This window comes from Pannonibacter sp. Q-1 (assembly GCF_054073275.1).
The window spans coordinates 464,000-490,791 of the sequence record NZ_JBSXNB010000003.1 but is presented as its reverse complement, the minus strand read 5'-3'; the positions used below and the strand labels follow the sequence as shown (position 1 = coordinate 490,791).

Sequence of the window (26,792 nt, the reverse complement as noted above, 5' to 3'; positions counted from 1 at the left end):
CCGATCTGCCCAAGCCCTTGCGGCAAATGAAGAATATCAAGGTGACGTGGTAAGGGCTGAACCCCTGAGACAATAGCAATCGGCCCGGAAACGGGTGTTCCGGGCCGTGCTGTGCCGGGTCAGGCTTACTTCAGGAGGCCGGCTTCGCGGTAGAACTTCTCGGCGCCCGGATGCAGCGGGATGCCGATGCCGTCGAGAGCGGATTCCTTGGTGATCGACTTGCCCTTGGCGTGGCCGGTGTCCAGCAGCTTGCGGGTGTTGTCGTTCCACAGCGCCTTGGTGATCTCGTAGACCAGGTCTTCGCTTTCGTCCGAGCTGGTGATCCACTGGGCGCCAACGGCCACCGTCGTGGTTGCCGGAACGCCTTCATAGACGCCTTCCGGCACGTCGGAGCTGGCGAAGAAGGCATGTGCGCCAGTCAGGCTGGCTGCCGTCTCGCCGTCGATCGGCACGAGCTTGATCTTGGCGGCGGAAGCCAGTTCCACGATGGCGCCGGTCGGGTAGCCGCCGACGAAGAAGAAGGCGTCGATCTGGCCGTTGCGCAGGGCATCGCTGGCCGCATCCGGCTTCAGGGCTTCGGCGGTAACGTCCGCAACGCCAAGGCCGGCGGCTTCGAGGATCAGGTTGGCATCGACATAGGTGCCGGAGCCCGGCTCATCCAGCGAGACGCGCTTGCCCTTGAGGTCGGCGACGGAATTGATGCCGCTGTCAGCCAGAGCCACCAGATGGATATGCTCGGGGAAGAGGGCGGCGATGGCGCGCAGCTTTTCAGCCGGGGGCTGGCCCTGCATGGTGCCGGTGCCGGTGTAGGCCCAGTAGGCAACGTCCGACTGGGCAAAGCCCGAATTGCGCAGGCCCGAGGAAATGGCGTTCAGGTTGTCAACCGAACCGCGCGAGGACACGGCCGAAGCAATCAGGCCCGGCACGCCGCAGCTGCCGCCTTCCTCGCAGGGACGCGAGCCGGGAGGATTGGAGATGGCATTGGCGATGACGCCGCCCACCGGATAATAGGTGGCGGCCGTGCCGCCCGTGCCGATGGTGAAGAACTTGATATCCTGCGCCGCGGCGGGCGCCATGAGGCTGGCCGTCACTGCGGCGGCGGTAAAGGCGCTCTTGAAATAGGCGAACATGTAGTCCCGTTCCTCTCTGCTGTTCTCAGCTTGTTTTCTTTCCGGTCCCTGTTTCCTGGCTGCTCATGTCAGCGTTCCGTGGGAAAGAAACAGGGCGTGCTAGGGGGCTGACGCGGGAGAGCCGGGCGGCTGCCCGGAATCGCATCATGAAAAAAACTCTATCAGGTTTGAACAGAACTGCACCGGCAAATGTGCCGGTGCTCCGTTATCCGAGAGGGCCCTGCTTGCCTGCCTTAGGCCGCATTTCCCTTCAGACGGGCGGCAAGGTTGTGGATGTGGCTGGCGCCGATGCCGCAGCAGCCGCCGACAAGGGTGGCGCCAGCGTTGACCCAGTCGCAGGCAAAGCCGGTGTAGCGGTCGCCGGTCAGGTCGGCGCGGGTGCCGTGCAGGGCCTCGTTGGCCGCGCCGTCATCGGTGTTGCTTTCAAAGGCATTGGCATAGACGCCGAGGTCCAGCTTCACGCCTTTTGCGGCGAAGACGGCTGAGGCGGCCTTGATGGCGCTGGCCATGATTTCCGGCTTGGCACAGTTGAACAGAAGCGCTGCCGCGCCCGAGCCTGCGGCCCATTCGGCAGCCTCTGTCACTGTTTCCCCGCCGCGCAGCTTCGGGTTGGCGATGGCCGCTTCCGTGTCTGCATCTTCCAGCGTGAAGGACACCCAGAAGGGGCGGTTGGTGCCCCCGGTGGCGATGCGCACGGCTTCGCCCTCGGCAATGAGGCTCAGGGTCTCGCCCAGCCACACATCTGCATAGGACTCAAGTTCCTCGACGAGGACGGAGAGATAGTCCTGCACGCGGGCGGGATCGAAATTCTGCGGCTCGTAGGAGCCGAAGATGGGCGGCAGGCCGCCGGCGACCATCACGCTGCGTGTGGTTTCCGCGTCTGCTGCTTCCCGGGCAAGGCGGCCGGAGAGGGCGATCAGGGCACGGCCTTCCTTGGCAAACCGCTCTTCGCCGATGTGATAGGGCACCAGCGCATAGCTGTTGGTGGTGATGACATCGGCGCCCGCAGCGATGAACTCCTCATGCACCTGCCGCACGATGTTTGGCGTGTCGATGAGGGCAAGGGCCGACCATTCCGGCTGCTTCAGCTCGGCGCCGAGCCGCACCAGTTCGCGGCTCATGCCGCCGTCGAGGATACGGATGTTGCTGGCCATGAAATGCTCCTTCGCGGGTTCGGAGGCTGCAGGGCTGCGCCGTCAGCGGCGCACGGGCACCTGCGCCTCCACATGCTTGAAAATGCGGGTGAGGATGATGGTCAGGCCCACATAGAAGAGCGTGACCACGATCAGCGGTTCATAGACGAGCAGCGTATCCTGCCGCACCTTGTAGGCGACCGCGTAGAGATCCATCACCGTGACGGTGAAGGCGAGCGGAGTTGCCTTGAGCTGCAGCACGATTTCGCCGGTGATGCTGGGCAGGGCCGTGCGGATGGCACGCGGCAGCCAGATGCGCCGCAACAGCAGGAAGGGCGTCATGCCGAAGGCGCGCCCGGCTTCCAGCTCGCCCTTGGGCACGCTCAGCAGGGCGCCGCGCAGGATCTCGGCCTGATAGGCGGCATGGTTGAGCGTGAAGCTGACGGCGGCGAAGAAGAAGCCTTCGCGCAGGATGGGCCAGAGAAAACTGCCGCGCAGGCCCGGCACCATCGGCAGCAGCGAGCCGACGCCATAATAGAGCAGCCACAGCTGGATCAGCAGCGGCGTGCCCCGGAAGAAGCCGCAGTAACCGCGCGCCAGCAGCCGCAGCCACAAGGGGCCGGACACCTGCGCCAGCGCCAGGCCAATGGCGAGGACAAAGCCGATGCTGACGGAAATGCCGAGCAGGGCAACCGTCTGCCAGGCACCGGATAGAAGCAGCGGGGCGTATTTGCCAAGCCAGGAGAAATCCATCCGTCCCTCCTATGCCTGGCCGGGTGCCGGCTGGCCCCGGCGCGCGCGCCGCTCCAGCAGGTTGAACACACGGGTGGAGACAAGGCTGATGATCAGATAGAGCACCGCCGCCGCCGCGAAGAACAGGAAATATTGCTTGGTGTTGCCCGCCGCGATGCGCGTCGCCAGTGCCAGTTCCTGATAGCCGACAACGGCAATGAGGGCGCTGTCCTTGGTGACGGACATCCACAGATTGGCAAGGCCTGGCATGGCATTGGGGATCATCGCTGGCAGGATGATGCGGCGGAAGCGCAAGGAAGGCCGCATGCCGAAGGCGGCCCCCGCCTCGATCTGGCCGATGGGCACGGCAACAATGGCACCGCGGAACACTTCCGTCATGTAGGCACCCTGCACGATGCCGAGCACGGCGACGGCTGCCACAAAGCCGTTCACCTCGATGGTGGGCAAGCCGATGGCGGTGAGCAGCCGGTTCAGGCCGTCGGTGCCGGCATAATAAAGGCCGATGATCAGGATGAGTTCGGGAATGGCGCGGATGGCGGTGGTGTAGCCATCGAGCAGGGCCGAGGTCACGCGCCCGCCCTTGAGCTTGCCCCAGGCCCCCAGCAGGCCCAGCACCATGCCGGTGAGGTAAGCGCCGAGCGAAATGGCGATCGTCGACGCAGCCCCGGCCAGCAGCACACCACCCCAGCCGGGAGGCGAGGGTGCCAGAAGCTCAAGATAGGTCAGGTTCGCCATGCTGCCTCTGAAAGAGTAGGGGACGGGGCAGTTTTAAACCGCCCGGACCGGGATTGGAGTTTGCTTGATCAAGAGCCAGCGGTCATCCGCCTGATCCTGCTCGCAACAAACAGGGCTTCTTTGTTCACGAAACGGCTGCAGGAGAGAGCCCGCAGTGATGGCGCTTGTTTGGGTCAGGGCGTCTCCGCCCCCCTTCCCCCCCCGGGGGGGCTACCAGATTCACACATCGTATAAGAAGAGGCCACAAGCGCTGCTTTGATGGTGGAAAAGGTAAGCAGTTTCAGATCCCTACTTCTCTGGCTGAAGCCTCTCGTTTCCCCTCCCCCTTGAGGGGAGGGGGTAGGGGTGGGGGTCTTCATGCAGGAGCCCTGATTGACAGGCACTTGTCTCTACCCAGCACATCTTCAATGAAAATACCCCGTGTTTTCAGTCTGTTACCCCCACCCCTCACCCCTCCCCTCAAGGGGGAGGGGAACAGATAGGCCGTGCCTTTGAAACAACCGATGCCGCCCTGTGCTAATGCTCTCGACGTCTTTGTAAACGATGTGTGCATGCAGTAGCCCACCAGGGGGAGGGGGGCTGAAAAGCTGTGCCAGAGCAACCAGATCGCTCCTTTACCCGAGTTCAGATCACTCGCCGTAAGGATCGAACGTGAAGTACTTGTCCGAGATTTCCTTGTATTTGCCGCTGGCGCGGACGGCGGCGATGGCGGCATTCAGCTTGGCCTGAAGTTCCGTGTCGTCCTGACGCAGGCCGCCGCCGATGCCGGAGCCCAGCACGGCCGGGTCATCGGCCACGTTGCCCTTGTCCTCGCAGCAGCTTTCGCCGTAGCTGGACTTCAGGAACTCTTCCAGCGGCATGGCATCACCAAACACATAGTCGATGCGCCCGGCGGCGAGGTCCTGGAAGGCCTCATCCAGGGTAGCGTAGGTCTTTTCCGAGGCCTTGTCCTTGAAATACTTGGCGTAATAGTCGGACTGGATGGTCGAGACCTGAATGCCGATGATCTTGCCGGCGACGTCATCGGGGCCTGCGCCCATGATGCCGTCCTTGGCGCCGATCAGCTTGCTGGGCGTGTTGTAGTACTTGTCCGTGAAGGCAATGGTCTTCTTGCGCTCTTCGGTGATGGACATGGAGGACCAGATCACGTCGATCTTCTTGGCCTGCAGGCCGGGGATCAGTCCGTCCCAGGCGATGTCGACGATGGAGCACTGCTCCTTCATTTCCTCGCAGACGGCATCCATCAGGTCGATTTCCCAGCCCACCCACTCGCCGGAGGCATCCTTGGTGAAGAAGGGCGGATAGGGCTCGTTCATCACGCCGAAGCGCAGTTCGGCGGAGGCGGAGGCGGAGCTTGCCGCAAGCGCGGCGCCGGTGAGGAGAATGGACAGAAGCTTCTTCATGGTGTTTCCCCGTTTATGCTGTGATTGGTTCTCAGTGTCTCAATGAGGCGGTGAATTCGCGGCAGCGGACGCTTTCCGGGGCGCCGAACACCTTCTCCGGCGTGCCTTCCTCTTCCACGCGGCCCTGATGCAGGAACATGACGTGGCTGGAGACATCGCGCGCAAAGCTCATCTCATGGGTGACGAGCACCATGGTGCGCCCTTCGGCGGCCAGATCGCGGATGACCTTCAGCACCTCGCCGACAAGCTCCGGGTCCAGCGCGGAGGTCGGCTCGTCAAAGAGCATCACCGAAGGCTCCATGCACAGGGCACGGGCAATGGCGGCGCGCTGCTGCTGGCCGCCCGAGAGAAAGGCCGGATAGGCATCGCGCTTGTCATGAAGGCCGACCTTGGCCAGCAGCGCCTCGGCCCGCTCCACGGCCTCGCGCCGGTTCTGGCCCAGCACATGGACAGGGGCTTCGATGACGTTTTCCAGCACGGTCATGTGCGCCCAGAGATTGAAGTTCTGGAACACCATGGACAGCCCGGTGCGCAGGCGCTCGATCTGACGCCAGTTGGCCGGATGCAGGCGGCCATGCCGGTCCGGCTTCAGCGCCACTTCCTCGCCATTGACGACAAAGCGGCCCCGGTCGGGCTGTTCCAGAAAATTGAGGCAGCGCAGGAAGGTGCTCTTGCCCGCTCCCGATGAGCCGATGAGGGAGATCACATCGCCCTTGCGGGCGGTCATCGAAATGCCTTTCAGCACTTCGTTGGGGCCGTAGCTCTTGTGGACGTCCTCCACCTCAAGGGCAAAGGCGGGCTCATGCGTCATGGGCAGCCGTTCCGCGTTGTTTCAACCGCCTGTTAGCCCGGTTTTGCCAGCTTGCCAATTGGCATGCGGACGTTTGGGAAAGATATTTCCTTTGGAAGGCGGCAGGCAGAGCTGCTGTTTTGTGGGGGCGTTGCCAAGAGGGAGAGGCTCCTCGTCAAGGGAGGCGGATTCACACCTCGTATGCGGACAGCAACCCGCAGTGATGCATCTGTTTGGTAGCAAGGTGCTTCCGCTCCCCTCCCCTTTGGTGGGGCTATCGGATTCACACATCAGGTCCGGACATCGTCCGCAGTGAGGCGTTTGCTTTTCGGGAGGACGCCTGCCGCCCCCCTCCCCCTGGTGGGGAGGGGTGAGGGGTGGGGGGCTCTGAGCCGAAAACTATATGAAAGACAGATTGACACCTGAAAAGGCCTCACGAGGAGACGCTGCCTGTAATCAATGGACACTCTGCCAGATGGAAAGACCTTTCCCCCCACCCCTAACCCCTCCCCACGAGGGGGAGGGGGGCTGAAAGACCGTGCCAGAGTGACCGGGCTTCAGGCTTTCCCCAAGCTGTCTTCGGCTTCAGACACGATGTGTGCATGCAGTAGTTCGTGGGGAGGGGGGGCGGAAAGGTCCTGAAATGTATCAGGCACAGCACTACGGGCTCCCGTCCGCACCTGATGTTTGAGCCTGCAGTTCATGCGCCAAGCCTAAACTATCACACAATCCCCCCGCCAGCGCCGGAAACCGCCGGGCGGATGGATGCGGCGCTGGCGGGGTAGCCGGAGGCGCGGTAGGTGGAGACGGGGTCGATGGCACCGCCCGATTCCAGACGGGCCATGGCGAGGATGGGCTCCACATCGGTGCGGAAGGCGGTCTTCAGCGTGGTGGTGGCCATCAGCGCGTCGTTGCCGTCCTGGAAGCCGCCGAGCGCCTTGCGGTCCACCAGCAGGGCCTGCGCATAGGCACGCTGCACCTCCATGGCGCTGACCATCAGGCTTTCGATCGGGTCGGTGACATTGTGCGACTGGTCCAGCATGTGCGAGGGGGCAAAGCCCGGCGCCTTGCGGGTTTCCGCGTCCACCAGTTCGTTGAAGACGAGGAACAGCCGGTAGGGATCGACCGAGCCGGTGTCGAGATCGTCGTCGCCATATTTGCTGTCGTTGAAATGGAAGCCGCCCAGCTTGCCGAAGTGGATGAGGCGGGCGACGATCATTTCGATGTTCACGTTGGGCGCATGGTGGCCCAGATCAACGAGGCAGAAGGCCTTGGGGCCCAGTTCCTGCGCGATGAGATAGTTCGTGCCCCAGTCCTGCACCACGGTGGAATAGAAGGCGGGCTCATACATCTTGTGCTCGGTGAAGAGCCGCCAGTCCTCCGGCAGGGCAGCGTAGATCTGCCGGGCTGCTTCCAGATAGCGCTCAAACTGGCGGGTGAAATGCGACTGCCCGGGGAAGTTGGAGCCGTCGCCGATCCACACGGTCAGCGCCTTCGAGCCAATGGCGCGGCCAAGCTCGATACATTCGATATTGTGCTCCACCGCCTGCGCGCGGGTGGCGGCATCCGTGTGGGAGAGGGAGCCGAACTTGTAGGAATGGGCCTGTCCGGCCTGATCCTGGAAGGTGTTGGAGTTCATGGCGTCAAAGCCGAGGCCGAGACTGTCCGCCTTGGCCTTCAGGTCCGCCGGATCGGCCTTGTCCCACGGGATATGCAGGGAGACGGAGGGCGTTGCCCGGGTCAGCTGCTGGATGACACCGCAGTCCTCCAGCTTGTCGAAGATGTGGCGCGGCTCGCCTGCGCCGGGGAAACGGGCAAAGCGGGTGCCGCCAGTGCCAACGCCCCAGGAGGGCACGGCGACGCCATAGGCGGCAACCTTTGCCTTCACCGCGTTGATATCGATGCCCCGGCGGGCGAGCCGCTCGCCAAGGCTGTCATAGTCGCGCGCGAGGTCCGCTTTGCGGGCGGCATTGTCCTTCTCAAGGACATCAGAACCGATCATCTGGGTCATGGATGGCCTCCGTCAGCGGGTGAAGGACTGGACGTTGCCCGCGTCCACGTTGATGATATTGCCGGTGGACTTGGCCGAAGCCTCGCTGGCGAAGAAATAGGTGGCCTCTGCAATGTCTTCCGGCAGCACGGAGCGCTTCAGCAGCGAGCGCTGGCGGTAATGCTCTTCCAGATCCGCCGTGTCCTTGCCATAGGCCTGTGCGCGTTCCTTCAGCCAGTCGCCCGACCAGATCTTGGAGCCGCGCAGCACCGCATCCGGATTGACCACGTTGACGCGGATGCCATCCGGTGCGCCTTCCAGCGCAAGGCAACGGGCGAGGTGGATTTCCGAGGCCTTGGCCGTGCAATAGGCGCTGGCGCCGGGGGAGGCGGCAAGGCCGTTCTTGGAGGCGATGAAGACGATGGAGCCGCCGATCCCTTGCGCCTTCATCACCTTGAAGGCGCTGCGGGAAACAAGGAAATAGCCGGTCGAAAGGATCGACATGTTCTTGTTCCACAGCTCAAGGCTGGTTTCCTCGATGGGCGCCGAGGAAGCGATGCCCGCGTTCGACACCAGAATGTCGATGCCGCCGAATTCCGTGCAGGCTTCCGCATAGGCCCGCTCCACCGCGTCCTCGCTGGTTACATCCATGACCACGGTGCGCACCACGTCGCCGGAATGGCGGGCGGCCAGGCGCTCTGCCGTCTGGGCGAGGGAGTTGGCGTCGATATCGGCCAGCACCACGCAGGCGCCTTCGCTCATCAGCCGCTCCGCCGTTGCCGAGCCGATGCCGCCAGCTCCGCCGGTGACGAAGGCGATACGGCCGGCAAGGCTCTTCGGCTTGGGCATGCGCTGCAGCTTGGCTTCCTCAAGCAGCCAGTACTCGATGTCGAAGGCTTCCTGCTCCGGCAGGCCGCAATAGGTGGAAACGCCGGAAGCGCCGCGCATCACGTTGATGGCGTTCACATAGAACTCGCCCGAGATGCGGGCCGTGGCCTTGTCCTTGGCGAAGGTGATCATGCCGACGCCGGGCACCAGATAGACAACGGCATTGGGATCACGCAGGGCGGGACTGTCCGCATGCTTGCAGCGCTCGTAATAGGCCGTGTAGTCCTGCCGGTAGGCGGCAACCGCATCCGGCAGGCCCTTGAGCACAGCGTCCACATCCGGATTTGCCGGATCAAGGTTTACGACCAACGGGCGGATCTTGGTGCGCAGGAAATGGTCCGGGCAGCTGGTGCCGAGGGCCGCGAGGGCTTCCATATCCTTCGCGCAGACGAATTCCAGCACGGCATCGCTGTCGTCAAAGTGGCCGGCCATGTGCTGCTGGCCGCTGACCATGCCGCGGATGGCGGGCATCAGGCGCGCAGCAATGGCGCGGCGCTGATCACGCGGCAGGATGGCGTGCTTCTGGCCGCCGAAAGCGGCCTTGCCAGCCAGCTTGCCCTCGAACCAGGCCATCGCCTTGCTGATGATTTCGATGGTCGTCTCGTAGCAGGTGCGTGCATCATCGGCCCAGGTGAAGAGGCCATGGCTTTCCAGCACGACGCCGCGCGCCTCCGGGTTTTCGAGGCAGAATTTTTCCAGCCACAGGCCCAGTTCATAGCCGGGGCGCTTCCACGGCAGCCAGCCGATGTCCTTGCCGAAGATCTCTTCCGTCAGCGCCTTGCTGTCCTTCGAGGCGGCAATGGCGATGATGGCGTCCGGGTGCATGTGGTCCACGTGCTTCTTCGGCACATAGGCATGCAGCGGCGTGTCGATGGAGGCGGCACGCGGGTTGAGATTGAAGGTGCAGTGGGGCAGCAGGCCCACCATCTCGTCCTCGAAGGCAACGCCCCGGTAAATGCCCTTCAGCGCCCGCAGCTTGTCCATGTAGAGCGTGGCAAACCCGTCGAGCTTGATGGTGCCCACGTCACCGCCGGAGCCCTTGACCCACAGCACTTCCGCCATCCCGCCGGTCAGCGGGTCCTTTTCCATCACCTTGGCAGAGGTGTTGCCGCCGCCATAGTTGGTGATGCGCTTGTCGGACCCGAGCAGGTTCGAGCGGTAGAGCAGGCGGCCGGATTCGGTCATGGCCGAGGCCTTGGCCTCATCCCACAGGTTTGCGAGCCGGGAACCGGCGGCGGAATCAGTCATGTCTTCCTCCCAAGGACAAGCTGGAACGGGGCCAGCTTTTGACCGGAGACTTGCCGTGATGCGTCTCGTTGTCAATCAGTTTCGATCATGATCGATCAAAAATGACGCTGCATTGCAGCAATATGACGAATCATGATTGACACTGCGCGAATTTGATGGAAGCCTGAGCGGGAAGTCGGGAGGATTGCATGCACGAGAAAGAGCGCCACAGGATCATCTTGTCCGCCGTTCAGGACCGTCCGGTCGTGACTGTTGCGGAACTGGTGGCGCTGACCGATTCCTCGGAAGCGACCATCCGCCGGGATATCGCGGCGCTGCATGTGCAGAAGAAGCTGCGCCGGGTGCGCGGCGGGGCGGAATCGATCACGCCGCCGCAGTTCGTCGGGCTGGCGGGCCGCCCCTTCAGCGTCAACGAGGCGATCAACGCGCAGCAGAAGCGGGCGATTGCCCGGGCGGCGGTGGAGCTTTGCACCGACGGCGATGCGATCATCATCAACGGTGGCACCACCACCTTCCAGATGGTGCATCCGCTGGCCAGCAAGCGCATGCAGATCTTCACCAACTCGTTCCCGATTGCCGAGCACCTGCTCAAGCATTCGAAGAACACGATCATCCTCTCCGGCGGAGTGATCTACCGGGAGCAGAACATCATCCTGAGCCCCTTCGACAATGACGTGACGCGCAATTTCTATGCGCGGCGCATGTTCATGGGGGCGCAGGGGCTGGGCCCGCTGGGGCTGATGGAGGCGGATCCGCTTCTCATCCAGGCGGAGCAGAAACTGATCGGGCAGGCGGATGAACTGGTGGTTCTGGCGGACTCATCCAAATTCCGCAGCCGCTCCAGCCTGATCCTGTGCCCGCTGGACCGCATCACCACAGTGATCACCGACGAGGGGATTCCCGATAGTGCCGCCCAGATGCTGGAGCAGGCAGGGGTGCAGGTGATTGCAGCACCTGTCGAGGCAGCGCAGGCAAGCGCCGCCGGCGGGGGCTGACGGAACAACGATTTCTGACCGGCGGGAGGAACAGCCGGTGGAATGACTGGGAGGAAGACAATGACATTCATGAAGACGCTTCTGGCGGCAACCGCTGTTGCTGCTCTCGCATTCTCCGCTCCGGCCCATGCCGAAACCAAGCGCATTGCGCTGGTGGTGAAGGCGCTGGGCATCGGCTTCTTTGAAGCGGCCAACAAGGGCGCGCAGGAAGCTGCGAAGGAACTGGGCGATGTGGAGATCATCTACACCGGCCCGACCGGCACCACGGCTGAAGGCCAGATCGAGGTGATCAATGCGCTGATCGCCCAGAGGGTGGATGCGATTGCCATCTCGGCCAATGATCAGGACGCGCTGGTTCCGGCCCTGAAGAAGGCAATGGACCGCGGCATCACCGTTATTTCGTGGGACTCGGGCGTGGCGCCGGAAGGCCGCCAGCTGCATCTCAACCCCTCGTCCAACCCGCTGATCGGCAACATGATCATCAAGCTGGCGGCAGATCACCTGCCGGAGGGCGGTGATGTGGCCGTTCTGTCGGCCTCTGCCACGGCGACGAACCAGAACATCTGGATCGAGGAGATGAACAAGGTCAAGGACACCTACAAGGGCATCAATGTGGTCGCCACCGTCTATGGCGATGACCTTGCCGACAAGTCCTACCGTGAGGCCCAGGGCCTGATGCAGACCTATCCGGATATGAAGGCGATCATTGCCCCGACCTCCGTCGGCATCGTTGCGGCGGCGCAGGCTGTCACCGATGCGGGCAAGGCCGGTCAGGTCAATGTGACGGGTCTCGGCCTGCCGTCCGAAATGGCCGGTCACATCAAGTCGGGCGCCTCCAAGTCCTTCGCCATCTGGAACCCGATCGACCTCGGCTATGCCGCGACGATGCTGTCCTACAACCTTGCCACCGGCAAGGCCGAAGCCAAGCCGGGCGCAGAAATTCCGATGGGCCGCATGGGCACCTTGACGCTGGATGACAGCAACACGGGGGCCATGGCGGACCCGTTTGTCTATGACAGCTCCAACATCGACGAGTTCAAGGACATTTTCTGAGACCTCCCAGGCCTCAAGATGTGCCCGGCCGTGACATGCCGTCACGGATGCCGTCACTGGCCGGGCACCGTCCGCGATCCGGATGAAACATCACACATGACGCCGGGGTTCCATGCCCCGGCATAACCGGGGCATTGCCATGCTTGCCAACTTCCCGGATCAGCCGGGTGCAGCCTTGCACCCGGCCAGCGCAAAGGACCAGCCGGTCCTGTCGCTGACCGGTATTTCCAAGTCCTTTCCGGGCGTCAAGGCGCTGTCGGGCGTGTCGCTGGATCTCTATCCGGGGCAGGTGACGGCGCTGATCGGGGAAAATGGTGCGGGCAAGTCCACCATCGTCAAGGTTCTGACCGGCATCTACCAGCCGGATGCGGGCGAGATCCGCGTCGACGGCCAGCCGGTGACCTTTCCCGCGGCGGAAGCAGCCGCAAAGGCCGGGGTGACGGCAATCCATCAGGAAACCGTGCTCTTTGACGAGCTGACGGTGGCAGAGAACATCTTCATCGGCCATGCCCCGCGCAGCCGCTTCGGCCTCATCGACTGGCGCAAGATGCGCTCGCAGGCGCGGCGCCTGCTGGAGCGGATCGGCGCGCAGATTGACCCGGACGTGCAGCTGAAGGACCTCGGCATCGCCAGCCGCCATCTGGTGGCCATTGCCCGTGCCCTGTCGATTGATGCGCGCGTCGTCATCATGGACGAGCCGACGGCGGCACTGTCGCACAAGGAAATCGAGGAAACCTACGAGCTGGTGGACCGGCTGAAGGCAGAAGGAAAGGCCATCCTCTTCATCAGCCACAAGTTCGATGAAATCTTCCGCGTGGCTGACCGTTACACTGTATTCCGCGACGGGGAGCTTGTCGGCGCCGGGCATATCCGTGATGTGCGCGAGGGCGACCTTGTGCGCATGATGGTGGGCCGCCCGGTGGATCAGGTGTTCCCCAAGCGCATCCCGAAGCTGGGCGGGGAGCTGCTGAAGGTGGTGGGCTACTCTCACCCGACCGAGTTTGAGGACATCAACTTCACCCTGCGTGCCGGTGAAATCCTTGGCTTCTATGGCCTGGTCGGGGCCGGGCGCAGCGAGTTCATGCAGGCGCTGTTCGGTATCACGAAACCCTCCAAGGGCGCGATCCGCATTGACGGCGAGGTGGCGGTGATCCGCTCCCCCAATGCGGCCATCCGGCAGGGCATCGTCTATGTGCCGGAGGACCGGGGCAAGCAGGGGGCGGTGAAGGGCCTGCCGATCTTCCAGAATGTCACCCTGCCGTCTTTGCAGGCCGTTTCCCGCAAGGGGTTTCTGAAGATGACGGAAGAGTTTGCGCTGGCGCGGGACTACACCCGCCGGCTGGACCTGCGGGCGGCTGCGCTCGATCAGGATATCGGCCTTCTCTCGGGCGGCAACCAGCAGAAGGTGATCATCGCCAAATGGCTGGCGACCCGGCCCCGGGTCATCATTCTGGACGAGCCGACCAAGGGCATCGACATCGGCTCCAAGGCGGCGGTGCATGAGTTCATGGCGGAACTGGCGGCCGAAGGCCTCGCGGTCATTCTCGTCTCGTCCGAGATTCCGGAGGTGCTGGGCATGTCCGACCGCGTGATCGTGATGCGCGAAGGGCGGATTGCCGCCGAATTCGAGGGAGAGGCGATGACGCCGGAAAATCTGGTCCGGGCCGCTGCCGGGATCGAGGAGGGCCACGCATGAGCATCCGTCTTTCCCATGGCCGCGAGCTGGTGCTGGCAGGCGCAATGGTGGCGCTGACCGGGCTGATCGCCTCGCGCTTTCCCGGCTTTGTCGCGCCTGCCAATCTCGCCAGCGTATTCAATGACACGGCGCCGCTGATCATTCTGGCGCTGGGCCAGATGGCGGTGATCCTGACCCGGTGCATCGATCTGTCGGTGGCAGCCAACCTGGCGCTCACGGGCATGGTGGCGGCGCTGGTCAACACCATGATGCCGGATCTGCCGGTGCCGCTGATCATCCTCCTGTCCATTACGCTGGGCGCGGGGCTCGGGCTGATCAACGGCCTGCTGGTCTGGCGTCTGTCGATCCCGCCGATCGTGGTGACGCTGGGCACGATGACCATCTTCCGGGGCATCATCTTCCTGATTTCCGAAGGGCGCTGGATCAACGCGCATCAGATGAGTGATGCCTTCAAGGCCTTTCCGCGCACGGTGGTTCTGGGCCTGCCGGTGCTGTCCTGGATCGCGATTGCGGTTGTCATCGGCTTTGCCGTTCTGGTCACCCGCACCGCGCTGGGCCGCGCTTTCCATGCGGTGGGCGGCAATCCGCATGCGGCGCAATATGCAGGCATCGACACGGGCCGCACCCGATGCGCTGCCTTCGTGCTCTCCGGCGCGCTGGCAGGCCTCACCGGCTATCTCTGGGTGGCGCGCTATGCGGTCGCTTATGTGGATATTGCCGCAGGCTTTGAACTGGATGTGGTGGCGGCCTGCGTCATCGGCGGCATTTCCATCGCTGGCGGTGCGGGCAGCGTGGCAGGCGCGGTGCTGGGGGCGCTGTTCCTCGGCATCATCAAGAATGCGCTGCCGGTGGTCAATGTCTCGCCCTTCTGGCAGCTCGCCATCTCCGGTTCGGCCATCCTGATTGCAGTGGCGGTGAATGTTACCCAGAACCGGCCGAAGGGCCGGGTCATCCTGAAAGCGGCGGAGCACACGGCATGACATCCGTTTCCCTTCCCACTCCCGGTTCCGGGGCGCCCGGCGGCGGGCGGCAGATCCCCGACCGGCTGCGCAGCCCGCTGCAGCGGATCACTTCAAGCTGGGAACTGATGCTCTTCGGCGTGGCGGTGGCCATCTTCATTCTGAATGCGCTGGCCTCTCCCTATTTCCTCGATCCGTGGAACCTGTCGGATGCCACGTTCAATTTCACCGAAAAGGCGATGATCGCCTTTGCCATGGCGCTGCTGATCATCTCCGGCGAGATTGACCTGTCGGTCGCCGCCATCATCGCACTCGCCTCAACCGTCATGGGCTATGCGGTGCAGATGGGCGCCGACACGCCCACGCTGGTGGCCATCGGCCTCGGTGTCGGGCTGCTGTGCGGGGTGGTGAACGGCGCACTTGTCACGGGTCTGGGCCTGCCGTCGATTGTTGTCACCATCGGCACTATGAGCCTCTTCCGCGGCATCTCCTACATCGTGCTGGGCGACAAGGCCTATACCGGCTATCCGGCGTCCTTCGCCTGGTTCGGGCAGGGCTATGTCTGGTGGGTGATCTCCTTCGAGCTGGTGCTCTTTGCCATTCTGGCTGTTCTCTTCGGCCTGCTGCTGCATGCCACCACCTTTGGCCGGGCGGTCTATGCCATCGGCAACAATCCGGTGGCTGCGCTCTTTTCCGGCATCCGGGTGGCGCGGGTGAAGTTTGCCCTGTTCCTGCTCACCGGCCTCATGTCCGGCATTGCCGCCGTGTGCCTCACCTCGCGGCTTGGCGCCACGCGCCCGTCCATTGCCTCGGGCATGGAACTGGAGGTGGTGACCATGGTGGTGCTGGGCGGGGTCAGCATTCTGGGCGGAGCGGGCAGCATCGCCGGGGTCGTCATCGCGGCGCTGGTGATGGGGCTGGTCACCTTTGGTCTCGGTCTCCTCAACGTGCCGGGCATCGTTATGTCGATCTTCACCGGCCTGCTGCTGATCGGCGTCATCGCCCTGCCGCGCCTTGCCCGCCAGATCCTGCAGCGCCGCAAGGGAGGGTGAGATGGAGAAATATGCCTTCAAGATGAAGCTCAATCCCGGCATGGAGGCCGAATACCGCCGCCGCCATGACGAGATCTGGCCGGAGCTGTCCGCCCTGCTGAAGGAGGCAGGCATCCGCGACTATTCCATCCATCTCGACCGGGAGACGAATATCCTCTTCGCCGTGATGTGGCGCGAGAGCGCTGAAAAGGTGGCAAACCTTCCGGCGTCGCCGGTGATGCAGCGCTGGTGGGCGCATATGGCCGATATCATGGAAACGAAGCCGGACAACGAGCCGGTGGCCGTTGCCCTTGAAACCGTCTTCCACATGGACTGACCCGGCATGACCAGCTTGCGCAACATCGCGGTGATCGACATCGGCAAGACCAACGCCAAGGTGGCGGTGGTGGACATCGCGCGCCGGCAGGAACTGGGCGTCCGGCGGCGGCCGAACCTTGTGCGGACGGATGGGCCCTATCCGCATTTCGATGTGGAAGGGCTCTGGAGCTTCTTTCTGGAAAGCCTGAAGGAACTGGCGGCAGAGCACCGGATTGACGGCATCAGCGTCACCACCCATGGCGCGTCTGCCGTGCTGCTGGATGCCTCCGGCAATTTGGCTACACCTGTGCTCGATTATGAGTTCACCGGCCCGGATGACCTTGCCGGCCAATATGATGCCCTGCGGCCCGATTTTGCGCAGACGGGCTCGCCGCGCCTGCCCATGGGGCTCAATCTGGGGGCACAGCTTCACTGGCTGCTGGAAACGCAAGGCGGTTTGCGGGAGCGCACCGCGCAGGTTCTCACCTATCCGCAATACTGGACCTACCGCCTGACGGGCGTTGCCGCCTGCGAGGTCACGTCACTGGGCTGCCACACGGATCTGTGGAACCCGTTCGAGGGCGTGTTTTCGCCGCTGGTGTCACGGCTTGGCCTTGAGGGCCGCATGGCGCCGGTGCGCAAGGCTGGTGACGTGCTGGGCCCGCTGCTGCCGGATGTGGCGGAACGGGCCGGTCTGCCGGAGGGGCTTCCGGTTGCCTGCGGCATCCATGACAGCAACGCTTCGCTCTATCCGCATCTTCTGGTCCGGCAGGGGGCTTTCTCCGTCGTCTCCACCGGCACCTGGGTGATTTCGCTCAGCGTTGGCGCGGCTGCGAAAACGCTCGATCCTGCCCGCGACACGCTGGTCAATGTCAATGCACTGGGTGGCGCGGTGCCGTCGGCCCGGTTCATGGGCGGGCGCGAGTTTGATCTGATGATGGAGGGGCACGAAAGAGCCAGCACGGCTGCTGACGTGCAGCAGGTTCTGGACCGTTCCATCCTGCTTCTGCCTGCCGTCGAACCGCGTTCCGGTCCGTTTCAGGGCCGGGCGCAGCGCTGGAGCGTGGACGAGGCCAGTCTGTCTGATGGCCAGCGCTACGCGGTGGTGTCCTTCTATCTGGCGCTTGTGACGGCGGAATGCCTTGCCATGACCGGGGGGGAAGGGCCGGTGATTGTCGAAGGACCGTTTGCCGCCAACCGGCTGTACCTCGCCATGCTGGAAGCCGCCACGGCTCGCAAGGTGCAGGTTGGTGACGGGTCGGTTACCGGCACCAGCATCGGTGCGGCGCTGCTGCTGGCGGGTGATGAAGGGCGGGACGGGGAAGGCACGGCGCAGGATGAAGAGGTCGCCGTCATGCCGGACGATGGTCTTGCCGCCTATGCCGCTGCGTGGCGGCAGGTGGTGGCTGAGGCACGGCCTTTCAGCCCCCCTCCCCCTCGTGGGGAGGGGCAAGGGGGTGGGGGGGAAGCCTCTCCGGTTGGCAGAAAAACAAATGATCCCGAGTAGCAGTTCTTTCTGGTGATCTCTTTAGGAAACAGATAGTTGCGGGCTCAGAGCCCCCCACCCCTTACCCCTCCCCACGAGGGGGAGGGGGGCGGAGACGTCTTGCCCCAAACTGCATGCATCACTGCGGGCGTGTGTTTGTAACTGGTGTGTGAAGTTGGCTGGCCCAAGGGAAAGAGGAGCGTTGTGGCCACGCTCCGGACGGTATCACACCAGCTTGTCCGGCGGGCAGCCCAGCGCGGTGGAGGCCTCGCGGGAGGCGGATTTGAGGAGGCCTGCGTATTCGGCCTTGCGGGTTTCGTCGAAACGGAACAGCGGGAAGGAAATGCTGATGGCGGCGATGGAGCGGCCCAGGTGGTCCAGAACCGGAATGGCCATGCAGCGCACGCCGGCCTCGCTTTCCTCGATCTCTTCGGCAAAGCCCTGCGCGCGGACCTGAAGAATGGCGGCTAAAAGGGAGTCCGTGTCGGTGATGGTACGCGGGGCCAGCTTCGGCAACTCCATGCGGGCGAGGCGCTCGCCGATCTCCTCGTCGCTGCGCCAGGCGAGCAGGGCCTTGCCCAGCGAGGTGCTGTGCAGCGGATTGCGGCGGCCGAGGGTGGATTGGGTGGAGAGGTTGTAGAAGGAATCGTATTTGTGGATGTAGGCGACGCGCTGCTCCCGGTCGTCCATGACGCCGAGATTGATGCATTCGCCCGTCGCCCGGGACAGGCGTCCCATCACCTTGTCGGCGATGCGGATCAGGTCCGATTCCTCGTTGAGGGAGCGGGCACCAAGGCTGAAGAGCTTGAGGGTGAGGCGGTATTTCTCCGTGTCCCCGTCCTGCTCGGCATAACCGAGGTCCACCATGGTCTGCAGCAGACGGTGGGCCGTGGTCTTTGACGTCATGGCCCGCTTGGCGATGACGGCGAGGCTTGCCTGCCGCTCGTCAACCAATGCCTCCAGCACGGCGAAAACCTTGAGGACCGCAGCGGCATTTTCGGTTTTGGGTTCGGCTCTGGAAGAAGCCTTGGGCTTGCTGTCGGGCATTTTTCTCGTTCAGTATTTTTTGAAATGCCATTCTGAAATTTGAATCTCTGCCTGTCAAGCTGGCTCGAGCCGGAAATGGCGCAACTTTATGCAGGCGCGTGAAAATCACGATTCAATCGGTTTAACTGATTGCCAAGGCTGCAGGATTGTGGTTGCCTGACAATAACGGAATTGCGTTCCGAAAAAATTTCAAGCGGTATCTGGGAGGAGATCGCGCATGCATCCGCTGTTGCGGCAGAAGGAGAGGTTTGTCACCCGGGACGAGGTCTGCGGCCTCATCGACCGGCTGACCGGGAACCTCATCAGCATCGAGGACAAGACGGGGGAATTCCTGCTCCGCCTTGAGGATGGCCGCGTCATTGATACCAAGGGTTGGGCCGGCTGGGAATGGACCCATGGCATCGGGCTCTATGGCCTGTTCCGCTACTGGCAGCTGACCGGCAATGCGCAGGCCATGCGCATCATCCGCGACTGGTTTTCGGCGCGGATGGCGGAAGGCACGCCGACGAAGAACATCAACACCGTTGCTCCGTTCCTCACCCTGGCCTGGCTGCATGAGCTTGTGCCCAATCCGCAGTGGGTGCCCTATCTGGAAACCTGGGCCGAATGGGTGATGCACGAGATGCCGCGCACCCGCGAGGGCGGGTTGCAACACATCGTCTACAACAGCGTCAACGACCAGCAGATGTGGGACGACACGTTGATGATGAGCGTGCTGCCGCTGGCCAAGACCGGGCTGGTGCTGGGGCGTCCCGAGTATGTGGAAGAGGCGAAGTACCAGTTCCTGCTGCATGCCCAGTATCTGATGGACACGCAGAGCGGCCTCTGGTTCCACGGCTGGAGCTTTGACGGCAACCACAACTTTGCCCGGGCGCTCTGGGCGCGTGGCAACAGCTGGATCACCATTGCGATCCCTGAGTTCATCGAGATGCTGGACCTGAAGGAAGGTGACGCGTTGCGCCGCCATCTGCTGTCGGTGCTGGGCCGTCAGGCCGCCGCGCTGAAGCAGTACCAGCACGAAAGCGGCCTGTGGCACACGCTGCTGGATGACCCTTCAAGCTATGTGGAAGCCTCGGCCACGGCGGGGTTCGCCTATGGCCTGATGAAGGGCGTGCGCAAGCGCTATCTGCCTGGCGAATACCTTGAAGTGGCCGAGCGTGCCATGCGCGGTGTTGTTGCCAACATCAGCGAGGATGGCGAGCTGCAGCAGGTGTCCTTTGGCACCGCCATGGGCCATGACCTCGATTTCTACCGGGAGATCAAGCTGACCTCGATGCCTTACGGGCAGGCGATGGCCATGCTGTGCCTGACGGAGCTTTTGCGCAGCTACATCTGACAGGGCTGCGGGGGAATGCGGCGGGGAGAGGAGCCCTGCCGGAGCACAAAGGCCGCGGAATGGAGGTTCCGGGCCAAACAGGGAGGAGACCAGAATGACTGTCACACGCAGAACCGTCCTTGGGGGAATGGGTCTGGCTGCACTGGCCGCTGCCATGCCTGGCGGCGCGGCCCTCGCCCAGAACCGCACGATCCGCCACTACTGGTGGGGCAATCCGGAGCGCGACAAGCGCACCTTTGCCGTGATCGAGGCCTTCCAGAAGAAGCATCCGGGCATCACCGTGTCGGGCGAAACCATCGGCTGGGGCGACTACTGGACCAAGATGGCCACCCAGACGGCCGGCCGCAACATGGCCGATCTGGTGCAGATGGATCACCGCTTCCTGTTTGAATATGTGGGCCGCGGCGCGCTGCAGCCGCTGGATGATCACATCGGCAAGACGCTGATGCTCGACGGTTTCGACCAGGGCCCGCTGGATGGCGGCAAGGTGGACGGCAAGCTTTATGCGCTGAACATCGGCTCCAACTCGCAGATGGTCGTCTTCAATGCCCGCGTCTTCAAGGACGCCCGCGTCGAGTTCGATCCCTACAGCTGGACCCATGAGGATTTCGCCCGGATCGCGGCGGAGATCACCAAGGCGTCCGGCGGCCGGGTGAAGGGCACGGACGACTTCTCCACCTATATCGAATATCTGGAAGCCTGGGTGCGCCAGCGCGGCCGCGAATTCTACGACAACGATGGCAACGTGGCGGCGATGGCCGAAGACGCCGCTTCCTTCTTCCAGTACTGGGATGATCTGCGCAAGGCCGATGCCGTGGCCCCCAGGGACCGGGCGCTGATGCTGGACCCGGCGCTGGCCGAACGCGGTGTCGTCAAGGGCGATACGGCCATGTCGCTGATCTGGTCGAACCAGATCGTGGGTGTGCAGGATCTGATGCAGGACGAGGCAGGTCCTGCCATGCTGCCGCATCTGGCCGGCGGCCAGCCGGGCCAGTTCATCAAGCCGTCCATGTTCCTCTCCCTGTCGCGCGATGCCAAGGATGTGGATGCGGCCATGGCCTATATGAACGACTGGGTGAATGACCCGGAGATCACCGGCATTCTCGGCCTTGAACGCGGTATTCCCTGCTCGCCGAAGGTGCGTGAGGCGCTGGCGCCGTCCTTCAGCTCCATCGAGAAGCGCACGGTCGATTACTTCACGGCCATTCAGGACAAGGTCGGCCCGCTGCCGATGCCGCAGCCCAAGGGCGCGGGCGAGGTGCGGGATGCCTTCATGCGCACGGCCTCGAATGTGATCCTCGGCACGCAGACACCCGCCGATGCCGGTGCGGAGTTCATCGACGACGCCCAGTCGATCATCGAGCGCGCGCGCTGATACGCCGCATTGCCTGGAACCATCCGCCCCACCTTCCGGCGGGGCGGATGCCTGCAAGACAAGGCCTGCCTTTCATGAAACGGTTCCTCGCCCGCAACGCGCCCGGATATTTGTTCCTGTCTCCGTGGCTGCTCGGCTTCTTCCTTCTGGCCCTCGGGCCGATCCTCGTCTCGCTCTACCTGTCCTTCACCAGATACGACATGGTGAGTGATCCGCGCTGGGTTGGTCTTGGCAATTACGAATACATGTTCAGCCGCGACCGCCGGTTCTGGAAGGCACTGGAGGTGACGTTCACCTACGTGGTTCTGGCCGTTCCGGCCCGTCTGGCCTTTGCGCTGGCGGTGGCGATGCTGCTGGACAAGGGGCTGCGGACCATCGGGCTTTACCGTGCGATCTTCTATCTGCCCTCTCTGCTCGGGGCTTCCGTTGCCATCGCCATTCTCTGGCGCGAGCTGTTTGCGGCCTCTGGCGTCGTCAACGAGGTGCTGGGCTTCTTCGGCATTTCCGGGACGGACTGGATCACCAATCCGAAGACCTCGCTCTACACGCTGGTGGCGCTGGCCGTCTGGCAGTTCGGTTCGCCGATGCTGATTTTCCTGGCTGGCTTGCGCGGCATTCCAAGGGATCTTTATGAGGCGGCGGAAATTGACGGCACGCCGAAATGGCGCCAGTTCACGCGCATCACGCTGCCGCTGCTGGCTCCGGTGATCTTCTTCAATCTGGTCCTCCAGACGATTGATGCCTTCAAGACCTTCTCCAGCGCCTTCATCATTTCAAACGGTGTCGGGGCGCCGGCGGACAGCCTGCTGTTCTTCACGGTCTATCTGTTCAACGAGGCCTTCAAATTCTTCCGCATGGGCTATGCCTCGGCACTGGCCTGGGTGTTGCTGCTGATCATTGCGGCCTTCACGGCGCTTGCCTTCTTCACCTCGAAATACTGGGTGCACTATGACAACGACCGCGACTGACCTTGACCGGGCCATCGAGGCCGATGAAGCCGCACGCATCGCCCACGAACTGCGCCTGAAGCGCGACCGGCGCGCGCGCAACGGCCGTTACCTGAAGCATCTGTTCCTGATGCTGTTTTCGGTGGTGATGCTCTATCCGCTGTTCTGGCTGACGGCCTCCTCGCTGAAGCCGGAGAACGAGATTTTCGGCAGCCTGTCGCTGTGGCCGTCGAATTTCCAGTTCGATAATTACACCAAGGGCTGGTTCGCCCTGCCGGTGCCTTTCACCACCTTCTACATCAACTCCACCATCGTCACGGTGCTGTCGGTCATCGGCAACCTGATCTCCTGCTCCTTTGCGGCCTATGCCTTTGCGCGGCTGCAGTTCACGGGGCGCAGCTTCTTCTTCGCGCTGATGATGATGACGCTGATGATCCCCTATCACGTGGTGCTGATCCCGCAGTATGTGATGTTCCTCAATCTTGGCTGGGTGGACACTTACCTGCCGCTGGTGGTGCCGCGCTTCCTGGCGGCAGATGGCTTCTTCATCTTCCTGATGGTGCAGTTCTTCCGCCAGCTGCCGCGGGAGCTGGACGAGGCGGCGATGATCGACGGCTGCTCGCCCTTCAAGATTTACTGGGCCATCATCCTGCCCCTGTCGCTTCCGGCCATGGCCACGGCGGCGATCTTCTCGCTGATCTGGGTGTGGGAGGATTTCCTCGCCCCGCTCATCTACCTCAATGACATCAAGAGCTACACCGTGCCGCTGGCGCTTCGCCTGTTCCTCGATCAGGAGGGCCAGTCCCTCTACGGACAGATGTTTGCCATGTCGGTGCTCTCGCTCGTGCCGGTGCTGATCTTCTTCGTGGCCTTCCAGAAGCTGATCGTGCGCGGCATCGCGACCTCCGGAATGAAGTGAGAGCAGGGCTCCAAGGGAACATAACTATGGCTGGATTGACACTTCGCAACGTCGGCAAGAGCTACGGCAAGCTCAGCATCATCAAGGGGCTGGATCTCGACGTGGTGGACGGGGAATTTCTAGTGCTCGTCGGCCCTTCGGGCTGCGGCAAGTCCACCCTGCTGCGCATGATTGCCGGGCTGGAGGATATCTCCGAGGGCACGATTTCCATCGGCAGCACCATCGTCAACGATCTGCCCGCTTCCAAACGCGAGCTGTCGATGGTGTTCCAGAGCTACGCGCTCTACCCGCATATGACCGTCGCCAAGAACCTCGCTTTCGGCCTGCAGAATTTCAATGTGCCGAAAGCGGAAGTGGCCCGGCGCGTGGCGGAGGCTGCCCGCATCCTGCAGATCGAGGCGCTGATGGAGCGCAAGCCGCGCCAGCTGTCCGGCGGGCAGAAGCAGCGTGTGGCCATCGGCCGTGCCATCGTGCGCGAGCCGAAGCTCTTCCTCTTCGACGAGCCGCTGTCGAACCTCGACGCAGAGCTTCGCGTGCAGATGCGCGCCGAGCTTGCCGCACTTTACAACCGCCTCGGCACCACAATGATCTACGTGACCCACGATCAGGTCGAAGCCATGACCATGGCCAGCCGGATCGTCGTGCTGCGCGGCGGCAAGATCGAGCAGGTGGGCACGCCGCAGGAGCTTTATACAAAGCCCCGCAATCTCTTTGTCGCCGGTTTCATCGGCTCGCCCAAGATCAACCTGATGACGGCCAGCCATTCCGCCGTTGATGGTGCGTCTGCGGCGGATGTGGAGGGCTTTGGCCGCTTCACCATCCCGCAGCTGGCCACCAGCGACGCCAAACTGACGCTCGGCATCCGCCCGGAAGCTATGCGCATCGGCGAAGGGGAGGTTCAGGGGCAGGGCAGCCTTCGCCTTGTCGAATATCTTGGCAGCGAGACGCTGCTGCATGTGGCGCTGGCGAATGGCCAGGTGCTGCTGGTCAGCGATTCCAGCCGCCGCGCCTTCCACGCCGGAGATACGGTGCCGGTCGGCTTCGATCCGTCAGACCTTCATTACTTTGATGCCTCGGGCCAGCGCACCGGGGCTGCCAATGCCGGCACTCAATGAGCTTGTCTCATCGAGTGCCGGTCAAGTCCGTGCGGGCATGAGCAATTTCAAGGCGTGATGCGTCAGCATCCCCGAGCCTTGGTGTAACGAGAGCCAGAGCAAGTGAAGATAGCCATCGTTGGATGCGGATCGCGGCACAAGATGTTCCGCGATTCCGTTGTCGAGGATTACTCGGACAAACATGAGATCGTCGCCCTGTGCGACAGCAACGGCCACCGGCTGCGGCTGGCGGCAGAAGCGGCCTCGCAGCCCGGCACCAACGGGGTTGCGACCTATCTGGCGGGCGATTTCGACCGGCTGATCGCCGAGCAGAAGCCCGACATGGTGGTGGTGGCAACGCCGGATTTCCTGCACAGCGACTATATCATCCGCGCCTTCGAGGCGGGCTGCGATGTGATCTGCGAGAAGCCGCTGACGATCGACCTGACGCGGCTGAAGATGATCCTCAACGCGCAGGCCCGCACGGGCCGCAAGGTGATGGTCACCTTCAACTACCGCTATTCCCCAGCCCGCACGCAGATCAAGGAGCTGATCATGTCGGGCGCCATCGGCACGGTGACGGCGGTCGATTTCCGCTGGCATCTCGACCGGGTGCATGGGGCTGACTATTTCCGCCGCTGGCACCGCCAGAAGGAAAACTCAGGCGGGCTGCTGGTGCACAAGTCCACCCACCATTTTGATCTGCTGAACTGGTGGCTCGGCTCCGTTCCGGTGGATGTGTTCGCCTCGGGCCGCAGGGCTTTCTACCGGCCGGAAATGGCGCAGGAGCTGGGCCTTGGCGGGCGCGGTGCCCGCTGTGCGGAATGCGCCGTTGCCTCGTCCTGCGACTTCGAGCTGGATATGGACGGGGACGAGAACCTGCGCAGCCTCTACCGTGAGGCGGAGGACGAGGACGGCTACTTCCGCGACCGCTGCGTCTTTGATGCGGATATCGGCATCGAGGACACGATGCAGGCCCACATCCGCTATGCTTCCGGCGTGACGGCCAACTACACCCTGACAGCCTATTCCCCATGGGAGGGGCTGGAGATCAAGTTCCAGGGCACGAAGGGTGATATCACCCACCGGCACGTGGAAGTGCATGGGGTGTTCGGCGGCGAGCGTGCCCATGCGGGCGGGGATGCGGTGACGACCGAGCTGCATCTGGCCGGAGAGCATCCGCGCATGCTCGACGTGCCGCACGGCGAAGGCCACCATGGCGGTGCTGATCCGGTGATGCTGGGCTATATCTTCGATCCCGAGGGCATGGAGCCGGACCGCTTTGGCCGTGCTTCGGATCATGTGGCGGGCGGCTGGTCGATCCTGACCGGCATCGCCGCCAACATGTCCATCGAGACCGGCTCCGCCGTGAACATTCCCACCATGCTGCGGGCCCGCGGCATCAAGCTTTAAGTCCGGTAGAGAAACAGGGAGGCCGTCATGGAACGGGTGATCCGGGTTGGCGTCATCGGCGTTGACCATGGCCATATTCTCGGCATGGCCGCATCCATGCGCGCGGCGGGCGCGCAGATCGTTGCCTGGAGCACGGGCGTGGACACGGGCGACGCAGAGCGAGCCGCCTTCCGCAGCCTGTTTCCTGACGTGCCGCAGCGCGAGGAGGCCGCCATTCTGGAGGATGGCAGCCTCGACATCATCCTGAGCGCGGCAGTGAATGCGGACCGGGCGCGCATTGCCATTGCCGCCATGCGCCACGGCAAGGACGTGATGGTGGACAAGCCGGGCTGCACCTCGCTGGAGCAACTGGCGCAGATCCGGCAGGTACAGGCGGAAACCAGACGTATCTGGTCTGTCTGCTTTTCCGAGCGGCTGCAGGTGGAAAGCGCAACGCTGGCCGGGCAACTGATCGCGGAAGGGCGGATCGGCAAGGTGGTGCAGACCGTTGGCCTTGGCCCCCACCGGCTGAATGCGGCAACGCGCCCGGACTGGTTCTGGGCCCGCGAGCGCTCCGGCGGCATCCTCACGGATATCTGCGCGCATCAGTTCGACCAGTTCCTGTTCTTCACCGGCTCCACCAGCGCAAGGGTGGTCACTGCCCATGCGGGCAATGTGGCCAATGCGGAGCGGCCCGGCTTTCAGGACTTCGGCGAGGTGCTGCTGGAAGGCAACGGCGGGCGCGGCTATGCCCGGGTGGACTGGCTGACGCCGGATGGCCTGCCGGTCTGGGGCGATGGACGCATCACCATTCTGGGCACCGAAGGCTTCATCGAGCTGCGCAAATACATCGATATCGCAGGCCGTCCGGGCAAGGATCACGTGTTCCTGTCAGACCGCAGCGGCACGCAATATCTCAACGCCGAAGGGGCCGGGAAACCCTATTTCGCGGCGCTTTGCGCGGACATCCTGGCGCGGGGCGAAAGCGCGATGCCGCAGGCGCACGCCTTTCTGGCCACGGAACTGGCCCTGACCGCACAGCAGATGGCGGAAACGGCAGGGCAGGGGGGATAG

General features: G+C 63.4%; 23 protein-coding genes. 14 read left to right on the top strand and 9 right to left on the bottom strand.

The window, feature by feature from the left end; all coding sequences use genetic code 11:
- Nucleotides 1-125 precede the first annotated feature (125 nt).
- The 8 genes from ACVNHC_RS10140 to ACVNHC_RS10105 form a co-directional block, all read right to left on the bottom strand.
- Entirely contained in the window at nt 126-1,130 is a 1,005-nt protein-coding gene (locus ACVNHC_RS10140) for a TAXI family TRAP transporter solute-binding subunit (protein WP_050474827.1), read from the bottom strand.
- A gap of 233 nt (nt 1,131-1,363) precedes the next feature.
- Entirely contained in the window at nt 1,364-2,284 is a 921-nt protein-coding gene (locus tag ACVNHC_RS10135) for a homocysteine S-methyltransferase family protein (RefSeq protein WP_457167158.1), read from the bottom strand.
- Nucleotides 2,285-2,326: 42 nt separating this feature from the next.
- Nucleotides 2,327-3,016, bottom strand: a complete 690-nt coding sequence (locus tag ACVNHC_RS10130) for an ABC transporter permease (RefSeq protein ID WP_457167157.1) — start codon at nt 3,014-3,016, stop codon at nt 2,327-2,329.
- A gap of 9 nt (nt 3,017-3,025) precedes the next feature.
- The gene (locus ACVNHC_RS10125) at nt 3,026-3,751 is read right to left on the bottom strand and encodes an ABC transporter permease (protein WP_457167156.1); all 726 of its coding nucleotides are present in this window, start codon (nt 3,749-3,751) and stop codon (nt 3,026-3,028) included.
- A gap of 629 nt (nt 3,752-4,380) precedes the next feature.
- Nucleotides 4,381-5,154 carry a transporter substrate-binding domain-containing protein gene (locus tag ACVNHC_RS10120; RefSeq protein ID WP_457167155.1) on the bottom strand — a complete coding sequence of 258 codons (774 nt, stop codon included), beginning with the start codon at nt 5,152-5,154 and terminating at the stop codon, nt 4,381-4,383.
- Nucleotides 5,155-5,185: 31 nt separating this feature from the next.
- Nucleotides 5,186-5,965, bottom strand: coding sequence for an ABC transporter ATP-binding protein (locus ACVNHC_RS10115; RefSeq protein WP_457167154.1), 780 nt, complete (start codon nt 5,963-5,965; stop codon nt 5,186-5,188).
- Between the two features lie 700 nt (nt 5,966-6,665).
- On the bottom strand, nt 6,666-7,955 hold the full coding sequence (rhaI, locus tag ACVNHC_RS10110) for an L-rhamnose catabolism isomerase (protein ID WP_457167153.1): 1,290 nt from the start codon (nt 7,953-7,955) through the stop codon (nt 6,666-6,668).
- A gap of 12 nt (nt 7,956-7,967) precedes the next feature.
- The gene (locus ACVNHC_RS10105; protein ID WP_457167152.1) at nt 7,968-10,070 is read right to left on the bottom strand and encodes a bifunctional rhamnulose-1-phosphate aldolase/short-chain dehydrogenase; all 2,103 of its coding nucleotides are present in this window, start codon (nt 10,068-10,070) and stop codon (nt 7,968-7,970) included.
- Nucleotides 10,071-10,258: 188 nt separating this feature from the next.
- Between ACVNHC_RS10105 and ACVNHC_RS10100 the strand changes: the two genes are divergently transcribed.
- From ACVNHC_RS10100 to ACVNHC_RS10070, 7 genes are all read left to right on the top strand, one after another.
- Nucleotides 10,259-11,065 (top strand): DeoR/GlpR family DNA-binding transcription regulator, encoded by an 807-nt coding sequence (locus ACVNHC_RS10100; RefSeq protein WP_019965538.1) that lies wholly within the window; start codon nt 10,259-10,261, stop codon nt 11,063-11,065.
- A 60-nt stretch (nt 11,066-11,125) separates the two neighbouring features.
- A complete protein-coding gene (gene rhaS, locus ACVNHC_RS10095) occupies nt 11,126-12,118 on the top strand; it encodes a rhamnose ABC transporter substrate-binding protein (RefSeq protein ID WP_457167151.1) in 993 nt (330 codons plus the stop codon).
- Between the two features lie 139 nt (nt 12,119-12,257).
- Complete coding sequence (locus tag ACVNHC_RS10090) at nt 12,258-13,814, top strand: sugar ABC transporter ATP-binding protein (protein ID WP_457167150.1); 1,557 nt, start codon at nt 12,258-12,260, stop codon at nt 13,812-13,814.
- The gene (locus ACVNHC_RS10085; protein ID WP_457167149.1) at nt 13,811-14,794 is read left to right on the top strand and encodes an ABC transporter permease; all 984 of its coding nucleotides are present in this window, start codon (nt 13,811-13,813) and stop codon (nt 14,792-14,794) included. The genes ACVNHC_RS10090 and ACVNHC_RS10085 overlap by 4 nt, the downstream gene beginning before the upstream one ends.
- A complete protein-coding gene (locus ACVNHC_RS10080) occupies nt 14,791-15,825 on the top strand; it encodes an ABC transporter permease (protein WP_457167148.1) in 1,035 nt (344 codons plus the stop codon). The genes ACVNHC_RS10085 and ACVNHC_RS10080 overlap by 4 nt, the downstream gene beginning before the upstream one ends.
- Before the next feature lies 1 nt (nt 15,826).
- Nucleotides 15,827-16,141 carry an L-rhamnose mutarotase gene (rhaM, locus tag ACVNHC_RS10075; protein ID WP_457167147.1) on the top strand — a complete coding sequence of 105 codons (315 nt, stop codon included), beginning with the start codon at nt 15,827-15,829 and terminating at the stop codon, nt 16,139-16,141.
- A gap of 6 nt (nt 16,142-16,147) precedes the next feature.
- Nucleotides 16,148-17,629, top strand: a complete 1,482-nt coding sequence (locus ACVNHC_RS10070; protein WP_457167146.1) for an FGGY-family carbohydrate kinase — start codon at nt 16,148-16,150, stop codon at nt 17,627-17,629.
- Nucleotides 17,630-17,833: 204 nt separating this feature from the next.
- On the opposite strand, the gene kdgR is transcribed toward ACVNHC_RS10070, so the two are convergent.
- Nucleotides 17,834-18,655, bottom strand: coding sequence for a DNA-binding transcriptional regulator KdgR (gene kdgR / locus ACVNHC_RS10065; protein ID WP_457167145.1), 822 nt, complete (start codon nt 18,653-18,655; stop codon nt 17,834-17,836).
- A 217-nt stretch (nt 18,656-18,872) separates the two neighbouring features.
- Between kdgR and bglB the strand changes: the two genes are divergently transcribed.
- From bglB to ACVNHC_RS10030, 7 genes are all read left to right on the top strand, one after another.
- A complete protein-coding gene (gene bglB / locus ACVNHC_RS10060; protein ID WP_457167144.1) occupies nt 18,873-19,991 on the top strand; it encodes a beta-galactosidase BglB in 1,119 nt (372 codons plus the stop codon).
- A 94-nt stretch (nt 19,992-20,085) separates the two neighbouring features.
- A complete protein-coding gene (locus tag ACVNHC_RS10055) occupies nt 20,086-21,366 on the top strand; it encodes an ABC transporter substrate-binding protein (RefSeq protein WP_457167143.1) in 1,281 nt (426 codons plus the stop codon).
- A 74-nt stretch (nt 21,367-21,440) separates the two neighbouring features.
- On the top strand, nt 21,441-22,334 hold the full coding sequence (locus tag ACVNHC_RS10050; protein ID WP_050474842.1) for a carbohydrate ABC transporter permease: 894 nt from the start codon (nt 21,441-21,443) through the stop codon (nt 22,332-22,334).
- Nucleotides 22,335-22,443: 109 nt separating this feature from the next.
- A complete protein-coding gene (locus tag ACVNHC_RS10045) occupies nt 22,444-23,232 on the top strand; it encodes a carbohydrate ABC transporter permease (RefSeq protein ID WP_247647895.1) in 789 nt (262 codons plus the stop codon).
- 26 nt (nt 23,233-23,258) lie between these two features.
- Nucleotides 23,259-24,347: an ABC transporter ATP-binding protein gene (locus ACVNHC_RS10040; RefSeq protein ID WP_457167142.1), complete on the top strand. Its 1,089-nt coding sequence runs from the start codon at nt 23,259-23,261 to the stop codon at nt 24,345-24,347.
- 102 nt (nt 24,348-24,449) lie between these two features.
- Nucleotides 24,450-25,739, top strand: a complete 1,290-nt coding sequence (locus ACVNHC_RS10035; protein WP_457167141.1) for a Gfo/Idh/MocA family protein — start codon at nt 24,450-24,452, stop codon at nt 25,737-25,739.
- Between the two features lie 27 nt (nt 25,740-25,766).
- Nucleotides 25,767-26,792 carry a Gfo/Idh/MocA family protein gene (locus ACVNHC_RS10030; protein ID WP_457167140.1) on the top strand — a complete coding sequence of 342 codons (1,026 nt, stop codon included), beginning with the start codon at nt 25,767-25,769 and terminating at the stop codon, nt 26,790-26,792.